This window comes from Variovorax sp. P4_B10, from assembly GCF_056402375.1.
Window position 1 is genome coordinate 70,301 of sequence record NZ_JBFUHN010000019.1, and the last position, 15,502, is coordinate 85,802.

Genomic DNA, 15,502 nt, shown 5'->3' on the forward strand with positions numbered 1-15,502 from the left:
TTCATTTCTTCCATCTACCCGCGAAACCGATAACGCGCGAGCGACTCGGGCTTCATCGTGATCGAGAAGCCCGCTGCCGTCGGTGGCATGTATGCTGCATCGCGGATCACGCAGGGCTCGACGAAATGCTCATGCAGGTGGTCCACATACTCGATCACCCTGCCCTCGCGCGTCCCCGAGATGCACAGGTAGTCGATCATCGACAGGTGCTGCACGTACTCGCACAGGCCCACGCCGCCGGCGTGCGGGCACACGGGCAGCTTGTACTTCGCGGCCATCAGCATCACCGCCAGGATCTCGTTGACGCCGCCGAGCCGGCACGCGTCGATCTGCACCACGTCGATGGCGCCGCGCATGATGAACTGCTTGAACATGATGCGGTTCTGGCACATCTCGCCCGTGGCCACCTTCACCACCGGTGCGATGCTTTCGCGGATCTTGCGATGGCCCTCCACGTCGTCGGGACTCGTTGGCTCCTCGATGAACCATGGCTTCGCAAATGCCAGTTGCCGCACCCAGTCGATGGCTTGGTCGACCTCCCAGACCTGGTTGGCGTCGATCATCAGGTGGCGATCGGGGCCAAGCACTTCGCGCGCCACCCTCAGGCGCCGGATGTCGTCCTGCAGGTCGCGGCCGACCTTGAGCTTGATGTGATCGAAGCCCGCATCGACCGCCTCTTGCGCGAGCCGCCGCAGCTTCTCGTCGGAGTAGCCGAGCCAGCCGGCCGACGTGGTGTAGCAGGGGTAGCCCTCGGCCTGCAGCGTGGCCACACGCTCGGCCTTGCCGACGGCCGCATCGCGCAGCAACGCGAGCGCCTCCTCGGGCGTGATGCAGTCGGTGATGTAGCGAAAGTCGATGCAGCGCACCAGCGCCTCGGGGCTCATGTCCGCCACCAGCTGCCACACCGGCTTGCCTTCGGACTTGGCCCACAGGTCCCACATCGCATTGACCACCGCACCGGTGGCGAGGTGAATGGCCCCTTTGTCGGGACCGATCCATCGCAGTTGGCTGTCGGAGGTGACGTGCCGCCAGAAGCGGCCCATGTCCTCGGCCACCCACTGCAGGTCGAGCCCGACGACCAGGTGGCGCATCGCCTCGATGGCCGCGCAGCAGATCTCGTTGCCGCGGCCGATGGTGAAGGTCAGGCCATGGCCTTCGAGCCCCGGTTGGTCGGTCTCCAGCACGACATACGCCGCGGAGTAATCCGGGTCGGGGTTCATCGCGTCGGAGCCGTCGAGCTGCTGAGAGGTGGGAAAGCGCACGTCCAGGACGCGCATGGATCGGACGATGGTCATGAACAAGTCTTCGTCGAAAGAATCAGTCGTACAGAACCGCAGCGATCTTCGGGTCTGCGATGTTCGTCTTGTCGTACCAGAAGAAGCCCGTGTCGACCACCTTGGGCAGCTTCTCGCCCTTGATCGCCTTCACCGCCATCTCGACGGTCTTGTAGCCCATGCCCACCGGGTTCTGCGTGATGGCGCCGGCCATGCTGCCGTCCATGATGGCGTTCTTCTGCTGCTTGCCGGAGTCGTAGCCGATGATCACGACCTTGCCGTTGCGCTTCATCTCCTTCACGCCGTTGACCACGCCGATGGCGGAGCCCTCGTTGGCGCCGAAGATGCCCTTGAGGTTCGGCGAGGCCTGCAGGATCGACTTGGTGATCTCGGTGGACTTCAGCTGGTCGCCGCCGCCGTACTGCACGCTCACGATCTTGATGTTGGGGTAGGTCGACTTGATGCGGTTGACGAAGCCGTCGCGCCGGTCCACGCCGGTGCGGCTGGTCTGGTCGTGCACCACCAGCGCCACTTCGCCCGACTTGCCGATCATCTCGGCCATCTTGTCGGCCGCGAGCGCCGCGGCGGCCTTGTTGTCGGTCGTGGTGGTGGTCACGGGAATGTCGCTGTCCACACCCGAGTCGAAGGCCACCACGGGAATCTTCGCGGCCTGTGCCTTCTTCAAAAGCGGAATGGCAGCCTGGCTGTCGAGCGCGGCAAAGCCGATGGCCTGCGGCTTCTTCGCGAGCGCGGCGGAGAGCATATCGATCTGCTTGTCGACCATCGCCTCGGTCTCGGGGCCTTCGAAGGTGACCTTCACCTTCAGGTCCTTCGCAGCCTGCTCGGCGCCCGATTTCACGGCCTGCCAGAACTGGTGCTGGAAGCCCTTGGACACGAGCGGGATGTAGATCTCCTGCGTTTGCGCCTGTGCGAACCCCGACAAGCAAATGAGGGCCGCGCCCAGCGTGGTCGTGACTGCTCTTCTCTGGATCATGCAATGTCTCCTGTGGTTGTAGAAATGGGGTCGGTCAATGCCTGCTGCCGCTGCGGCGGCGCAGGATGTCGGCGTACACGGCGAGGATGATGATCACGCCCGTAACCACCGTCTGCCATTCCTGCGCGACCGAGAGAATGCGCAGGCCATTGGTCAGCACGCTCATGATGAAGGCGCCGATGATCGTGCCCACGATGGTGCCGGTGCCGCCGCTGAGCGAGGTGCCGCCGATGACCACCGCAGCGATCGCATCGAGCTCGTAGCCCTGCCCCAGCGCAGGCTGCGCGGAGTTGAGGCGCGAGGCGATCAGCAAACCCGCGATGCCGCAGATGCCGCCGCTCACCGTGTAGACCACGACCTTCCAGAAGTCGGTGTTCACGCCCGACAGGCGCACGGCCTCCTCGTTGCTGCCGAGCGCGAAGGTGTAGCGGCCGAGGATGGTCTTGTTGAGCACGATGCTCGCGGCCACCGCCACCAGGAACAGGATCAGCACCGCATTCGGAATCGGCAGCGAGGGGATGAAATAGCCGATCAGCGAGTCCTGCGAGATCGCCGGGAAGTCCGGCGTGTCGTTGAAGTAGATCGGCTTGGTGCCCGAGATCACGAGCGACAGCCCCTTGAGCAGCATCATCATGCCCAGCGTGGCGATGAAGGGCGGGATCTTGAGCTTGGCGATCAGCACGCCCGAGACGAAGCCGGCCAGCGCGCCGAAGAAGATCGCGGCCGCGATGCCGAGCGCGAGCGGCATGCCCATGTAGGTGAGCACCACGCCGGCCATGACGGCGCAGAAGGTCATCAATGTGCCCACCGAGAGGTCGATGCCCGCGGTGATGATCACGAAGGTGCAGGCGATGGCCAGCACGCCGTTCACCGCGGTTGACTGCAGGATGCTCACGAGGTTGTCGGTCTGCAGGAACTGCGGCGAAGCGAAGCTGAAGAACACCATCAGCGCGATGAGGCTGGCAAAGGCCAGCAGCTTCTGCCGCGTGGCGGGACGAAAGAGCCGTGCCTTCAGCGAGAAGCCGGGCGCGGCAGCGGTGGTGGCGGTGGGGGTCGTCAAAAGGTGTCTCCGATCGTCATGGGGCGGCAGCAGTCTCGCGCCGGGTGGCAAGCTGCATGATCTTTTCCTGCGAGGCTTCGCGCCCCGCCAGTTCGCCGGTGATGCGGCCCTCGCACATCACCAGCACGCGGTGGCTCACGCGCAATATCTCGGGCAGCTCCGAGGAGATGATCACGATGGCCTTGCCCTGCCCGGCCAGCGCATTCAGCAGGCGGTAGATCTCGGCCTTGGCCCCCACGTCGATGCCGCGCGTGGGCTCGTCGAAGAAGAGCACGCTGCAGTCGCGCAGCAGCCACTTGGCGATGACGATCTTCTGCTGGTTGCCGCCCGAGAGCAGCCGCACCTGCTGGCGCACCGAGGGCGTCTTGATGTTGAGCTGCTTCACGTAGCGCTCGCCGGCCGCCTCGATGGCGGCCTGGTCGATGAAGACGCCCATCGACAGGAACTTCTTCATGCTCGGCAGCGCGATGTTGGTTTCCACGTCCATGCCGGTCGCAAGGCCGAAGTGCTTGCGGTCTTCGGAGAGGTAGCCGATGCCGTGCGACACCGCATCTTCGGGCGACTTGATCGACACCCGCTTGCCATGCACGCGCACCTCGCCCGCGTCGATGGGATCGGCGCCGAACACCGCACGCGCGAGCTCGGTGCGGCCCGCGCCCATGAGCCCCGCAAAGCCCAGGATCTCGCCCTTGCGCAGCACGAAGCTCGCATCGCGCACCATCGACCCGCGCGTGATGCCGCGGGCCTCGAGCACGATCTGGTTGCCCGCGGTGTCGGGAAAATCGTTCTCCACCTCGGTGAGCTGGCGCCCCACCATCATGGCGATCAGCGTGTCCATCGGCGTGTCGGCCATCGACACGGTGGCGATGTACTGGCCGTCGCGCATCACGGTCACGCGGTCCGCGATGCGCTTGAGTTCGTCCATCTTGTGCGAGATGTAGACGATGGCCACGCCCTGCGACCTGAGCTGGCCGATGATGCGGAACAGGTCGGCCACCTCTTCGTTGTTCAGCGCGGCGGTGGGTTCGTCCATGATGAGCACGCGCGATTCGAAGGAAAGCGCCTTCGCGATCTCCACCATCTGCTGCTTGGCGACCGTGAGTTCGCCCACGGGCGTGTGCGGGTCGAGCCGCAGGTGCATGCGCTCGAAGATGCGCTTGGCCTCGGCGCGCATCGCATCCTCGTCGATGAAGAGGCCGAAGCGCCCGCGGGGCTCGCGGCCGATGAAGATGTTCTGCGCCGCGCTCAGGTGGTTCATCAGGTTCAGCTCCTGATGGATGATCCCGATGCCCAAGGCTTGGGCCGCGCGCGGGCTCGCAATGTCCACCGGACGACCGTCGAGCGTCACCTCGCCGGAGTCCTTGCTGTAGACGCCTGCAAGCACCTTCATCAGCGTGGACTTGCCCGCGCCGTTCTCGCCCATCAGCGCATGCACCTCGCCGGGCAGCAGGTCGAACTGCGCCTTGTCGAGCGCGCGCACGCCGGCAAAGGATTTGCAGAGGTCGCGGATGGTGACGATGGGTTGCTGCATGCGATGTTCAACCGGTCGGAAGGTCGTAGAAGCGCTGCGCGGTGCCGCGCCAGATTTGCGCCCGCTCGCCGGCCGACAGGCGGCCGATGCAGGCCTCGCTGACCGCGATCCAGCCCGCGTAGTCACCGGCCAGCGTGAGCACCGGCCAGTCGCTGCCCCACATGAGGCGGGCGGGTCCGAAGCTTTCGAGCAATGGCTCCCACACCGGGCGCACGGCCCGCACAAGGGCATCGACGTCGCGATGCATCGCGGGCGGCGACTCGGTCCAGAGGCCCGAGAACTTGCAGCAGACCTGCGGCAATGCGGCGACCTCCGCCATCTGCCTTCGCCATGCCGCGAAGACTTCGCCAGCCTGCGCATCCACGGGCGGCTTGGCCGCATGGTCGATCACGACCGGCAGCTGCGGCCAGTCGCGCAGGAAATGCAGCAGCGGGCCGAGGTGCCGCGGCTTCACCAGCGCATCGAAGCGCAGGCCCAGCCGGACCAGTGCCTGCACCGCAGCGGGATGCGGCCTGCGCGCGATCCAGTCGTCGTCGGGCAGGTCTTGCAGCATCGGCCGCACGCCCTTGAACTTCGGATGCCGCGCCATGCGCTCCAGCGAAGCCACCGCATCGGAAGAACTCAAGTCGACCCAGCCGACCACGCCGCCGATCACCTCGTGGGCCGCGGCGAGTTCGAGCATGAAGTCCGTCTCGGCCTCCGACTCGGCGGCCTGCACCAGCACGGTCCGCTCCACACCGTGGGCGTGCAATGTCGGCGCGAGGTGTTCAGGAAGGAAGTCGCGCACCAGCGGCGCCAGTGCCGGCACGTCGGCGCGCAACCACGTGTAGTCGCCGCGCGCGGGCCGCCAGAAGTGCTGATGCGAGTCGATGCGCTGGATCATGTCTGGTCGCGGGCAGCCTGGAGCCGTCGAACGCCTTGCCTCTCTAGTCCATATACGAACAGAGTATTTACATACGAACTTTCAGCGTCAAGCGCGATCCGTCGGGGCTTACCCGTAGAACGAAACTTGCAAAAAGCAAAGGCTGCTGGTGAAATTCACCAGTGAACAAATCTCTTCAATCCGAAGTCGCGGCCAAGCCTTCCGACGATCCCGACCGCTACCGCGCACCCGCCCTCGACAAGGGCCTGGACATCCTCGAACTGCTGGCCGACCAGCCCGAGGGCCTGACGCGCGGCGAGATCGTGAAGGCGCTGGAGCGCGGCCCGAGCGAGATCTATCGCATGCTCGAACGTCTGGTGGCGCGGCGGTACGTGCTGCGTTCGCTGGCGGGCGACCGCTACAGCCTGAGCCTGAAGATGTTCGACCTCGCGCACCGCTACCCGCCGAACCACCGGCTGGTCACGCAGGCGCTGCCGGTGATGGACCGTTATGCCAAGGAGGCCGAGCAGGCCTGCCACCTCGGCGTGTACGACCGCGGCAATGTGCAGATCGTGGCACAGGTCAACAGCCCGGCCGCCAGCAGCATGACGGTGCGCCCCGGCACGCGCGTGAATCTGCTCGACACCGGCTCGGGCCAGGTGCTGCTGGCCTGCGAATCCGACGCGCGGCGCAAGCAGATGCTGGCCGAGCACGTCGCGCTCGACGGCGAGGTGCAGATCCCGCCCGACGAACTCGAGCACATGCTCGAAGCAGTGCGCGCCACGGGCTACCGGCAGCGCGAGAGCCTGCAGTACTTCGGCGTGATCGACATCTCGTGCCCGATCCTCGGGCCGCACGGCCATGCGCTGGCGGTGCTCACCACGCCGTACATCCGGCGCATCGACCGCCACGCGATTCCATCGCTGGACCGCGCACGCGAGCTGATGCTGCAGGCAGCGCGTGATCTGTCGCTGGTGGCGGGCTGACTGCCGGCACCAGCAAGTTGGTTGGTTGACGGTTTCGTTTCTTTCGGGGCGCGTGCTCTCGTGCCGGCCGATCAACCGCTGCGCTGAGCGATCACGCCGATGGGGTGCCTTGCGCAGCGAAATAAAGGAGGAGGCCTGCGGCCCTAGGCCGCGCCGGGGGACATTCGCGGAGCAAGGTACCCCGTCGGCGTGAGCGCGCCCCGAACCCCAGTCCTGCCTTCAAAGCACCCAACCGCCGCTCAGTCGGCGTAGACGCCCGCAGCCTTGATGATCGGACTCCACTTGGCGATTTCCGCCGCCACGAACTTCCTGTGGCCCTCGGGTTCGATGCGGCCGTCGGTGGCCACCACGGCACCGAGCGCTTCTTCGCGCTTGATGAAGTCGGGATCTTTCAGCGCGGTCTTCAGCGCATCGCCGAGTTTCTTCAGCACCGGCGCCGGCGTGCCCTTGGGGGCATACAGGCCGTGCCAGATCGTCACCTGGAAGTTCTTCAGCCCCGCTTCGTCCAGCGTGGGCAGGTCCTTCAGCAGCGGCATCGTGAGTCGCCTGGGCGTGGTCACCGCATAGGCCTTGACCTTCTTCGCCTCGATCTGCGGCGAGGTGTTGGTGGTCTGGTCGCACAGCAGGTCGATCTGGCCGCCGATGAGGTCGGTGATGGCCGGCGCCGTGCCCTTGTAGGGCACGGGCGTCATCTCGGTCTTCGTCGCGCTCTGGTAGAGCAGGCCGCACAGGTGCGAGGCCGAGCCGATGCCCGCGTTGCCGATGTTGATCCGGCCCTTGTTGGCCGCGATCCAGCCCGTGAGTTCGCTGTAGTTGTTGGCCGGCAGGCTGGGCTTGGCGATCAACGTCATCGGCACGTCGTTGACGATGCCGAGGTACTCGAAATCGGTCTCGACCTTGAACGGCACATTGCGCACCAGCGTCGGCACGGTCGCCATCGCGATGTGGTTCAGCAGCAGCGTATAGCCGTCGGGGTTGGCACGCGCCACCTTGGCCGCGCCGATGGAACTGCCCGCGCCGGGCACGTTGTCGATGATCACGCTCGCGCCGCCCAGCGGCTTGCGCAGCGCTTCGGCCAGGTCGCGCGCCACGCGATCGGTCGGGCCGCCCGCGGCAAAAGGTACGACGATGGTCACGGGCTTGCCGGCGGGAAAGTCCTGCGCATGCGCACCAACGGCCACGGCCATCGCCGCAAGGGCGAACAATTTTTTCATGAGATCTCCGTCAAGGTTGGAAAAAGAAGGAATCAGGGGGTGCGTGAAGGCACGCGGCTCTCGAGCGTGGGTGGTTGCCACTCGGGCTTGATGTGGCAGCCGTTCTTGCCGTCGGTGTCGTAGCGCGGCGCCAGCGACGCGCAGCGTTGCGCAAGGCTCTGGGGCGTGGGCTTCTCGCCCTTGTCGATCCAGTCGAGCAGCGCGGCGAAGAGCGCGGGGTATTCCGAATCGCTCAGGTAGCTGTGCTCGCGCTCGGCACTGAAGCTCTGCACCAGGTTGCCGCCGGTGCCGGCGGCGTCGCGGATGCGCCGGTACGAATCTTCCAGCTCGACGAACGCGGTCGGGTCGTCGATGGCATGCAGCCCCACCGTGGGCAATGACGTGCGGCCGGTGGGCTGGCTGTCCGTGGCCAGTGCGCCCTTGGCCTGCGGATCGGCCGCATAGCGCAGCACGCCGGCATTGAGCGCCGCATCGTCGGCCGAGCCCTGGTAGGCCACGCCGATGTTGCCGAAGGGGTTGCGGCCGCCCAGGCGCTTCTGCACCAGGTCCTGGAACAGCCAGGTCGCCCAGTTCAGGTGGCCGAGCAGCGAACGCTCCTGGATCTTCACGACCGACAGGATGGTCTTGAGCCGCGCCGCCTGTTCGGGCGTGCGCTGTGCCGCCGGCATGCCGACGCCGGTGCACGCCTTCACGCGCTCGGCGAGTTCCGCGCGCGTGAGTTTCGAATCCATCGGCAGGCCCATCCACAGCGGGTACTGCGGTTCGTCGGGCCGCGGATGGTTGCGGCAGACGTACTGGTAGACCACGCGCAGGTCGAGCCGGAAGTCGTAGGCGCTGTTGCCGCCGCCGAGCACGCCGCTCGTGAGCAGCAGGCCGTCGTACGGGCTTTTCGTTTCACCTACCGGCGCATGCAGCTCCGCCGCCTTCGCCGCCACGCCCGCACCGTAGCTCTGCCCGTGCAGCAGCGTGCGGCGCGGCTGGCCGAAGTGGCGCACGAAGATCTGGCGCAGGCGCTCCGTGTCTTCGGCCGCCATCGTCACGCCGTAGCCGCCGCGCCGGTAGGTGGAGCCGGCCCAGGCGTAGCCGGCCTTCACGGTGACGGCCCAGCGCTTCAGGTCTTCCTCGCTGCGCGCCAGCTTGGGCGGCCCGGTCTCGGGGCCGCCGTGGGCGTGCATCACGAGCACGCGGTTCCAGTCCTTCGGGATGGCGATCCAGTAGAGCGCGCCTGTGCCGTCCTCACCGGTGTAGCAGCGCGCGGCCTCGGGCACGGGTGACGGACAGGCCGTGGCCTTCGGCGCTGCGGGCGCCGCATGCGCGGACAGCAGCGGCGCCATGCCGAGCATTGCGAATGCAGCCAGACTGGACAGTTGTTTTTTCAATGGCGTACTCCGAGTTCCAGCGCCGCGTTCGCTCCTGCCGTGGAAATGAAACCGAGGACGCCGCTGTTGAAGATGAAATTGCCCGGCCGGCCCGCATCGGCCTGCGCCACGCCGAGCACCGGTGTGTCGTAGCTCAGGGCCGCGGCCGCACCGCCGAGATTGAAGCTGCTGCCCGCCACCGTGGCCTCGCGGCTCTCGCCCTTCACGCTGGCCACAGCGTAGCTCCCATCGGCCGCGCCCGACACCAGGCTCTGCTGCGGTCCGAACATCCGCAGGCCCGCATTGGCCGCCGACTCGCGCACCAGGTGCAGCGGCACGGCCGTGCCGTTGACCAGCCCGATCACCATCGAACCGGTGAGCGTGCCGCCGGTGGTGACGGCGCCGCCCGTCGGCAAGGTGGTGCGCAGGTCGAAGGCGCCGCGGGTCGCGTTGTAGGTGATGTAGCCCTTCTCGGTCTGGGTGCATGCGGCGTCGTAGGTCATGAAGCTGCCTGTGACCGGATCGCGGCAGTACTGGAAGGTGCCCGCATTGCGCAGCCGCACCGACGACGCATGCGCCGCCGTGCCGCCCGTGCCCTGCTGCACGCCCACCGCATTGAAGATGTTCGCCACCGGGTTGAACACCGTGGGCGTCGCCGAGTTGTCGAAGGTGTTCTGGAAGGCCAGCAAGGGCGCGAAGCCGCCGCCACTCGGTGCGTTCACACCGCCCAGCAGCACGCCGCCCGGCGCGAAGCTGAAGACCGCCCCGCTCTCCGCGCTCGCATAGCTGCAGTTGCCCTGCGCCACCAGCGAGCCGGTGCGCTGCGTACCGGCCGTGCGCTGCAGGCTGGCATCGATGGTCACGGTGTAGGTCATGGCGGCGGGAGCTATCTGCACGCGGAGTTCCTCGCCGAAGCTGTTGCCGCCCCGGTAGCTCGTGACAGCGGCCGGCAGGTTCGGGCAGGCCAGCGGGTCGCCGACCTCGGTCACGCAGCTGTAGTTGACGGCCGCATCGAGGCTGCCGCTGCCGCGGTACTTGGGCCAGGACGGAAACTGGCACAGCGGGCGCGTGCGGCCGTAGGTGCCGGCCACCGCGTCCACCGCCACGCCGGTGGCGGGCGCGAGGCCGCCCTCGACCCAGCCTTCGAGCGCCGCCAGCGAATCCCAGTTGGGAATGAAGCTGCCGGTGCCGTGGCCCATGCCGGGCACGGTGTAGAAGCGCACGCTCTGGTCCACCGCCGACTGGCCCACGGTGGCGATGAGCTGCCTGTAGTAGTCGATGGTCGAGTTGGGGCTGATCACCTCGTCGGCCAGGCCGTGCAGCATGATGAGCCGGCCGCCGTGCGCGAAGAACGGCGCGAGGTTCGGGTTGGTCGCGTCGGTGAGATTCGACACCTCGGTCACCCGCGCGGCATAGCCGGCGGGGGCCAGCGGATCGAAGGTCAGCGTGTCGAAGTCCGCGATGCGCGTGACGAAATACTTCACCCACTGGTCGCCGGTGACGTACATGTTGGCGTCGGCCGATGTGGCCGGGTTGGCCGGCACCTTGCGCGTGCCGAGGTCGCGCGTGGTGTAGGGCCCCGCCACGAGCGCACCTTCGAGGATGTTGTAGCCGCCCGCGCGCTTCACGCCGTTGGCGAGCGAGTAGGTCGCGAAGTCCAGCGGCGATTCGATGGTGCGCACCGTGGCGATCTGTGCGTCCGACAGGCAGGTGTCGCCCGTGTCCGCACCGCCGCTGCAGCGCAGCGAAGCCAGGATCTGCGCATTGAGCAGCCGGCAGCTTTCCACGTTGCTCACGATGCTGTCGGCCGCGCCGTCGAGTTTGTCGCAGGCCTGCATCGCGGCCTTCTGCACCAGCAGCGTCTTGGCCACGTTCATCCAGCCCTCGCCGCCGTTGTTGTAGAGCGCGCGGCCCACGGCCACGTTCGACAGGCGCGTGCCGGTGTAGTTGAGCGCGGGCTCGTTGGCGATCACGCCGTCGTAGTCCTCCGGCCAGCGCTGGATGTAGCTGAGCGCATCGCGCCCGCCGGTCGAGGTGCCGAGGAAGTAGGCGTGCTTGGGCTTGGTAGCGTAGCGCGCGAGCACCAGCGCCTGCGCCACGTCGCGCGTCTTCTTGAGCGACTGGCCGCCGTAGTTGGCCAACTGCTCGTCGTTGGCCGCAAAGCGCCCGTCGGTGATGCTGCTCGACTGGTGGCCCGAGTCGTCGCCGTAGGTCGCATAGCCGAGCGCGAGCGGCGCGGGCTTGCCGGCGGGGCCGAAGCGGATGACCTCGGTGCCGTCGATCAGCACGCCGTCGAAGCCGCCGCCGCCGAAGTGGATGGTCTTCTGGTTCCACTTCTCGGGCAGGTTGACGGCGAAATTGATGGCCTGCGAAGCGGGGGCTACCGGCTGGATGGTGCCGCGCACGCGGCAGTAGTCGCCCAGCTGGCCGCCGGTCACGGCCGTGGCGCTGGTGACGGTGGCACCCTGCGTGGGCAAGCTGATGAGCGAAGCGGGCAGGCTCTTGCCGGCAAGGTCTGCGCAGGCCACCAGCGGCTGCACGGGCAGGGGTGGCAGGTTGTCGGGCGGATCGGCGTCGGGCGGGCCGCCGCCATCGCTCGATGGCGGGGTGGTCGACACGATCGGGAAGAAGCCGGCGCCGGTGCCGCTCCCTCCTCCTCCACCGCCGCCACAGGCGGCCAGAACCAGCGAAATGCCGATCGCGGGAGCGAACGAACGGCAGGCACGAAGGGCGACATCGATCATCGAGAGGGGGCGCTGTGTGCGCATGGACTTGTCTCCGGCATGCGGCCTCGGTGGACCGCTTTTTTGAATGGGCGGCCGGACGATAGGTGCACGGGTGACCTTGGGTCAAATAAAATAAAGAGGCACTTGCTATATAAAAAAAGTATGGAGATAAGACCGCTTCGCTACTTCGTGGCCGTCGCCGAGACCGGCCACATGACGCGGGCCGCCGAGCAGCTGGGCATCCAGCAGCCGCCGTTGAGCCTGGCGATCAAGGCGCTCGAGCGCGAGCTGGGCGTGCTGCTGTTCCGGCGCCATCCGCGCGGCGTGGCGCTCACCGATGCGGGCCGGTTGTTCCAGGTCGAAGCCCTTCGCATGCTGCAGGACATGGAAGCCATGAAGCAGCGCATGACGCGCGTGGCGAGCGGCCAGGCCGGCACGCTCGCGGTCGGCTTCACCAGCTCGGCGGCGGCACACCGCTTCGTGCCCGAGGCGCTGCGCGCCTTCCGCCGCGAGCACCCGGGCGTGGAGCTGCAACTGCGCGAGAACAACGCGGCCGAGCTGACCGAGGCGCTGGCCGCCGGCCGCCTGCATTGCGGCCTGCTGCGGGTGCCGGTGGCGCGGCCCGAGAACCTGCTGTTCGAGACGCTGCTGCGCGAGCCGGTGCTGGTCGCCATGCCCAGCGATCACCGCTTTGCCCTCGCGCGCAACAAGGCCTCGCGCCCCCTGACGCTCGCGCGGCTGTGCGAGGAAGGCATCATCCTCGTGCGCCGTCCGGGCGCGCCCGGCCTCTATGCCGAACTGCTGGCGCTGTGCCACGCCAAGGGCCTGCGCCCGCGCGTGGTGGCCGAGGTGGACCGCATGATGACCAACCTGAACCTCGTGGCCGCGGGTGTCGGCCTGTCGGTGGTGCCGGCCTCGATGACCGGCGTGCACGCGCATGCCATCGCCTACGCCCGGCTCGCCGACGGCGGCCAGCTCGACGCACCGCTCACGCTGGTGTCGCGCCTGGAAGAAGACAACCTGCCCGCGCAGTACTTCGCCGCGCTGCTGCGCAGGCTGGCGCACGAGAACCCGGGGTCATGAGCCTTCTGCTTCGACGCCGCCACCTCCTGCACCGCGCCGGCACGGTGCTCGCCGCGGCATGCGCCGTGCCGCGCCTGGCATGGGCCRCAACGGCGCCCTGGCCGAACCGCCCGGTGCGCCTGATCGTGGTCTATCCGCCGGGTGGCGTGAGCGACGGCATGGCCCGCGTGCTGGCCGAGCCGCTCTCGCAATCGCTGGGCGTGCCGGTGCTGATCGAGAACCGCGCCGGCGCGGGCGGCAGCATCGGCATGGACGCGCTCGCGCGCGCCACGCCCGACGGCTGCACGCTGGCCTTCTCCGCCATCAGCCCGATCACGCTGCATCCGTTGATCGCGCGCGTTCCCTACGACCCGCTGCGCGCCTTCGCGCCGGTGGCGAGCGTGATGCGCACGCCGGTGCTGGTGGCCGGCACGCCGGCCTTTGCGGGCCGCAGCTTCGACGAGCTGATCGCGCTCGCACGCAGCCAACCCGGCGCGGTGCGCTGGGCCACGTCGGGCGTGGCCACCGTCGGCCACATGGTGCTGGCGCAGGTGCGCATGCAAAGCCGCACCGACATCACGCACATCCCCTATGCCGGCGGCGGCCCGCAGCTCAACGATGCACTCGGCGGGCAGTTCGAGGTGCTGTCGACCAACGTCGCGGCGCAGCAGCTGCAGTACATCGAGGGCGGGCGCTTCCAGGCGCTGGCGGTGGGCGCGCCGGCACGCATCGAGGCGCTGCCCACGGTGCCGACGCTCACGGAGCTGGGCTACGAGAAGGCGAACCGCGATTCGCTCTTCGGTATCTTCGCTCCGGCACGCACGCCCGCGGCGGTGGTGCAGCGCCTGAATGCGGAAATCAACCGCGTGCTGCGCGGCGACACCGTGCGCGCGCGGCTGCGCGGCGCGTACAACCTCCCGGCCGGCGGGAGCATCGAGGACTTCGCGCACGAGATCGCCATCGACCGGCGTCGCAACCGCGCGCTGGTGGCAGGGGACCGGTCGCAATTCGACTGATCGCTCGAATCAGCCTTCCGCGATCCAGAGGCGGGGATAGTCGCGCACGAAGCCGTCCGCCGTGACCTTCAACACCCCCTCGTAGTCGAAGCGCTTCGCCTCATAGGCGTATTCGCTCTCGCTGCGCCGCTCGTAGCGCTGCATCAGCTCGCTCAGCACGCCGCCGCCGTCGAGGTCGACCCAGGCCGCCGGCGCATCGGCCCCCTCGCCTTTCGCAAGATGGAGCCGCCGCAGTTGCAGCAGGTTGGTGGCGGGCGTGAAGCCCAGGTCGAGGTCCACGCAGTGCGACAGGTCGGACACGGCCTCGTCGTTGAGCTTCCAGCGGCCGTGCGCGTCGCGCGCGATCGACAGGTCGACGGCCGAATCGCCGAGCCAGCCGCGCACCGTGCCCCATTGGGTATGCCAGTGCAGGTCGCAGCGCACGCGGTAGTGCAGCTGGGCGATGCGGCCGTTTTCCTGCCGGAACACGGCGGCGCCATCGAGCTGCCAGGCGCTGGCATTGCGCTCGAGCCGGCAGGCGTCGTGGCCCGGTGCATCGAGCCTGCGCCAGAGAATGGAAGCAACGGTCTGCATGGCGCGGATGATGGCACCGGCACGCCGCGGTGCGCAAGCGGCATCGCGCAAAATGCCCCGCATGATGAAAGCCTTTTCCACGGTGCTCACGGTGCTCACGGCGCTGGCCGCGCTCCTCGCCGTCCTGACAAGCGGCGCCAGCCACGCGGCGGCCGCGCTGAAGGACGGCGACATCGTCTTCCACACTTCGCGCTCGGCCCAGAGCGTGGCGGTGCAGCGCGCCACCGGCTCGCGCTACAGCCACATGGGCGTCGTGCTGCTGCAGGGCGGCAAGCCCTATGTGTTCGAGGCGGTCTCGACCGTGCGCTACACGCCGCTCGCGCAATGGACGGCGCGCGGCAACGGCGGGCACTACGTGGTGAAGCGGCTGCGCGATGCCGACAGGCTGCTGACACCCGGCGCCGTGGCCCGCCTGCACGCCCGCACCTCGGACTTCACGGGCCGGCCCTACGACCTGACCTTCGAATGGTCGGACGGGCGCATCTACTGCTCCGAGCTCGTGTGGAAGCTCTACCAGCGCGCGTTGGGCGTGCGCATTGGCGAGCTGCAGAAGATCCGCGAGTTCAACCTGGGCGACCCCGCGGTGCGCGCCAAGATGCGCGAGCGCTACGGCGACAAGGTGCCGATGGACGAGCCGGTGATCTCGCCGGTGGCGATGTTCGACTCGCCGCTGCTCGTGACCGTCGAGAGCCGCTGATGGCCTCTCCACGTATTTGGGAGCCACGTCGGGTGCTGATGTTCAGGGCGCAATCACGCCGACGGGGTACCTTGCTCCGCGAATGTCCCCCGGCGCGGCCTAGGGCCGCAGGCCTCCTCCTTTATTTCGCTGCGCAAGGCACCCCATCG

At 67.9% G+C, this 15,502-nt stretch carries 13 protein-coding genes; 4 read left to right on the forward strand and 9 right to left on the reverse strand.

The features are described from left to right. Nucleotides 1-14: 14 nt before the first annotated feature. From AC1DXX_RS11750 to AC1DXX_RS11770, 5 genes are read right to left on the reverse strand one after another with little or no spacing between them, the layout of a single operon-like run. Complete coding sequence (locus AC1DXX_RS11750) at nt 15-1,295, reverse strand: L-fuconate dehydratase (RefSeq protein WP_478134365.1); 1,281 nt, start codon at nt 1,293-1,295, stop codon at nt 15-17. Nucleotides 1,296-1,317: 22 nt separating this feature from the next. Next, nucleotides 1,318-2,268, reverse strand: a complete 951-nt coding sequence (locus AC1DXX_RS11755; RefSeq protein ID WP_478134366.1) for a substrate-binding domain-containing protein — start codon at nt 2,266-2,268, stop codon at nt 1,318-1,320. A 34-nt stretch (nt 2,269-2,302) separates the two neighbouring features. Next, a complete protein-coding gene (locus AC1DXX_RS11760) occupies nt 2,303-3,328 on the reverse strand; it encodes an ABC transporter permease (RefSeq protein WP_478134367.1) in 1,026 nt (341 codons plus the stop codon). A gap of 16 nt (nt 3,329-3,344) precedes the next feature. Further along, nucleotides 3,345-4,859 (reverse strand): sugar ABC transporter ATP-binding protein, encoded by a 1,515-nt coding sequence (locus AC1DXX_RS11765; protein WP_478134368.1) that lies wholly within the window; start codon nt 4,857-4,859, stop codon nt 3,345-3,347. 7 nt (nt 4,860-4,866) lie between these two features. Next, on the reverse strand, nt 4,867-5,742 hold the full coding sequence (locus AC1DXX_RS11770; protein WP_478134369.1) for an amidohydrolase family protein: 876 nt from the start codon (nt 5,740-5,742) through the stop codon (nt 4,867-4,869). A gap of 161 nt (nt 5,743-5,903) precedes the next feature. On the opposite strand from AC1DXX_RS11770, the gene AC1DXX_RS11775 reads away from it, so the two are divergent. Continuing rightward, nucleotides 5,904-6,707, forward strand: a complete 804-nt coding sequence (locus AC1DXX_RS11775; protein ID WP_478134370.1) for an IclR family transcriptional regulator — start codon at nt 5,904-5,906, stop codon at nt 6,705-6,707. A gap of 239 nt (nt 6,708-6,946) precedes the next feature. Here AC1DXX_RS11775 and AC1DXX_RS11780 read toward each other — a convergent pair whose 3' ends face one another. Genes AC1DXX_RS11780 through AC1DXX_RS11790 form a run of 3 tightly spaced genes read right to left on the reverse strand, consistent with a single transcriptional unit; the run spans nt 6,947 to nt 12,047 of the window. Further along, entirely contained in the window at nt 6,947-7,921 is a 975-nt protein-coding gene (locus AC1DXX_RS11780) for a tripartite tricarboxylate transporter substrate-binding protein (protein WP_478134371.1), read from the reverse strand. 32 nt (nt 7,922-7,953) lie between these two features. Continuing rightward, complete coding sequence (locus AC1DXX_RS11785) at nt 7,954-9,300, reverse strand: alpha/beta hydrolase family protein (protein ID WP_478134372.1); 1,347 nt, start codon at nt 9,298-9,300, stop codon at nt 7,954-7,956. Beyond that, the gene (locus tag AC1DXX_RS11790; RefSeq protein ID WP_478134373.1) at nt 9,297-12,047 is read right to left on the reverse strand and encodes a tannase/feruloyl esterase family alpha/beta hydrolase; all 2,751 of its coding nucleotides are present in this window, start codon (nt 12,045-12,047) and stop codon (nt 9,297-9,299) included. Before AC1DXX_RS11790 ends, AC1DXX_RS11785 begins: the two co-directional genes overlap by 4 nt. A 120-nt stretch (nt 12,048-12,167) precedes the next feature. Here AC1DXX_RS11790 and AC1DXX_RS11795 point away from each other — a divergent pair, with 120 nt between their 5' ends. Both AC1DXX_RS11795 and AC1DXX_RS11800 read left to right on the forward strand, forming a co-directional pair. Beyond that, complete coding sequence (locus tag AC1DXX_RS11795; protein ID WP_478134374.1) at nt 12,168-13,088, forward strand: LysR substrate-binding domain-containing protein; 921 nt, start codon at nt 12,168-12,170, stop codon at nt 13,086-13,088. After that, the gene (locus AC1DXX_RS11800; RefSeq protein WP_478134375.1) at nt 13,085-14,083 is read left to right on the forward strand and encodes a Bug family tripartite tricarboxylate transporter substrate binding protein; all 999 of its coding nucleotides are present in this window, start codon (nt 13,085-13,087) and stop codon (nt 14,081-14,083) included. The genes AC1DXX_RS11795 and AC1DXX_RS11800 overlap by 4 nt, the downstream gene beginning before the upstream one ends. 9 nt (nt 14,084-14,092) lie before the next feature. Here AC1DXX_RS11800 and AC1DXX_RS11805 read toward each other — a convergent pair whose 3' ends face one another. Next, a complete protein-coding gene (locus tag AC1DXX_RS11805; RefSeq protein ID WP_478134376.1) occupies nt 14,093-14,719 on the reverse strand; it encodes a putative glycolipid-binding domain-containing protein in 627 nt (208 codons plus the stop codon). Between the two features lies 1 nt (nt 14,720). On the opposite strand from AC1DXX_RS11805, the gene AC1DXX_RS11810 reads away from it, so the two are divergent. Then, on the forward strand, nt 14,721-15,353 hold the full coding sequence (locus tag AC1DXX_RS11810; protein ID WP_478134377.1) for a YiiX family permuted papain-like enzyme: 633 nt from the start codon (nt 14,721-14,723) through the stop codon (nt 15,351-15,353). Nucleotides 15,354-15,502: the final 149 nt, after the last annotated feature.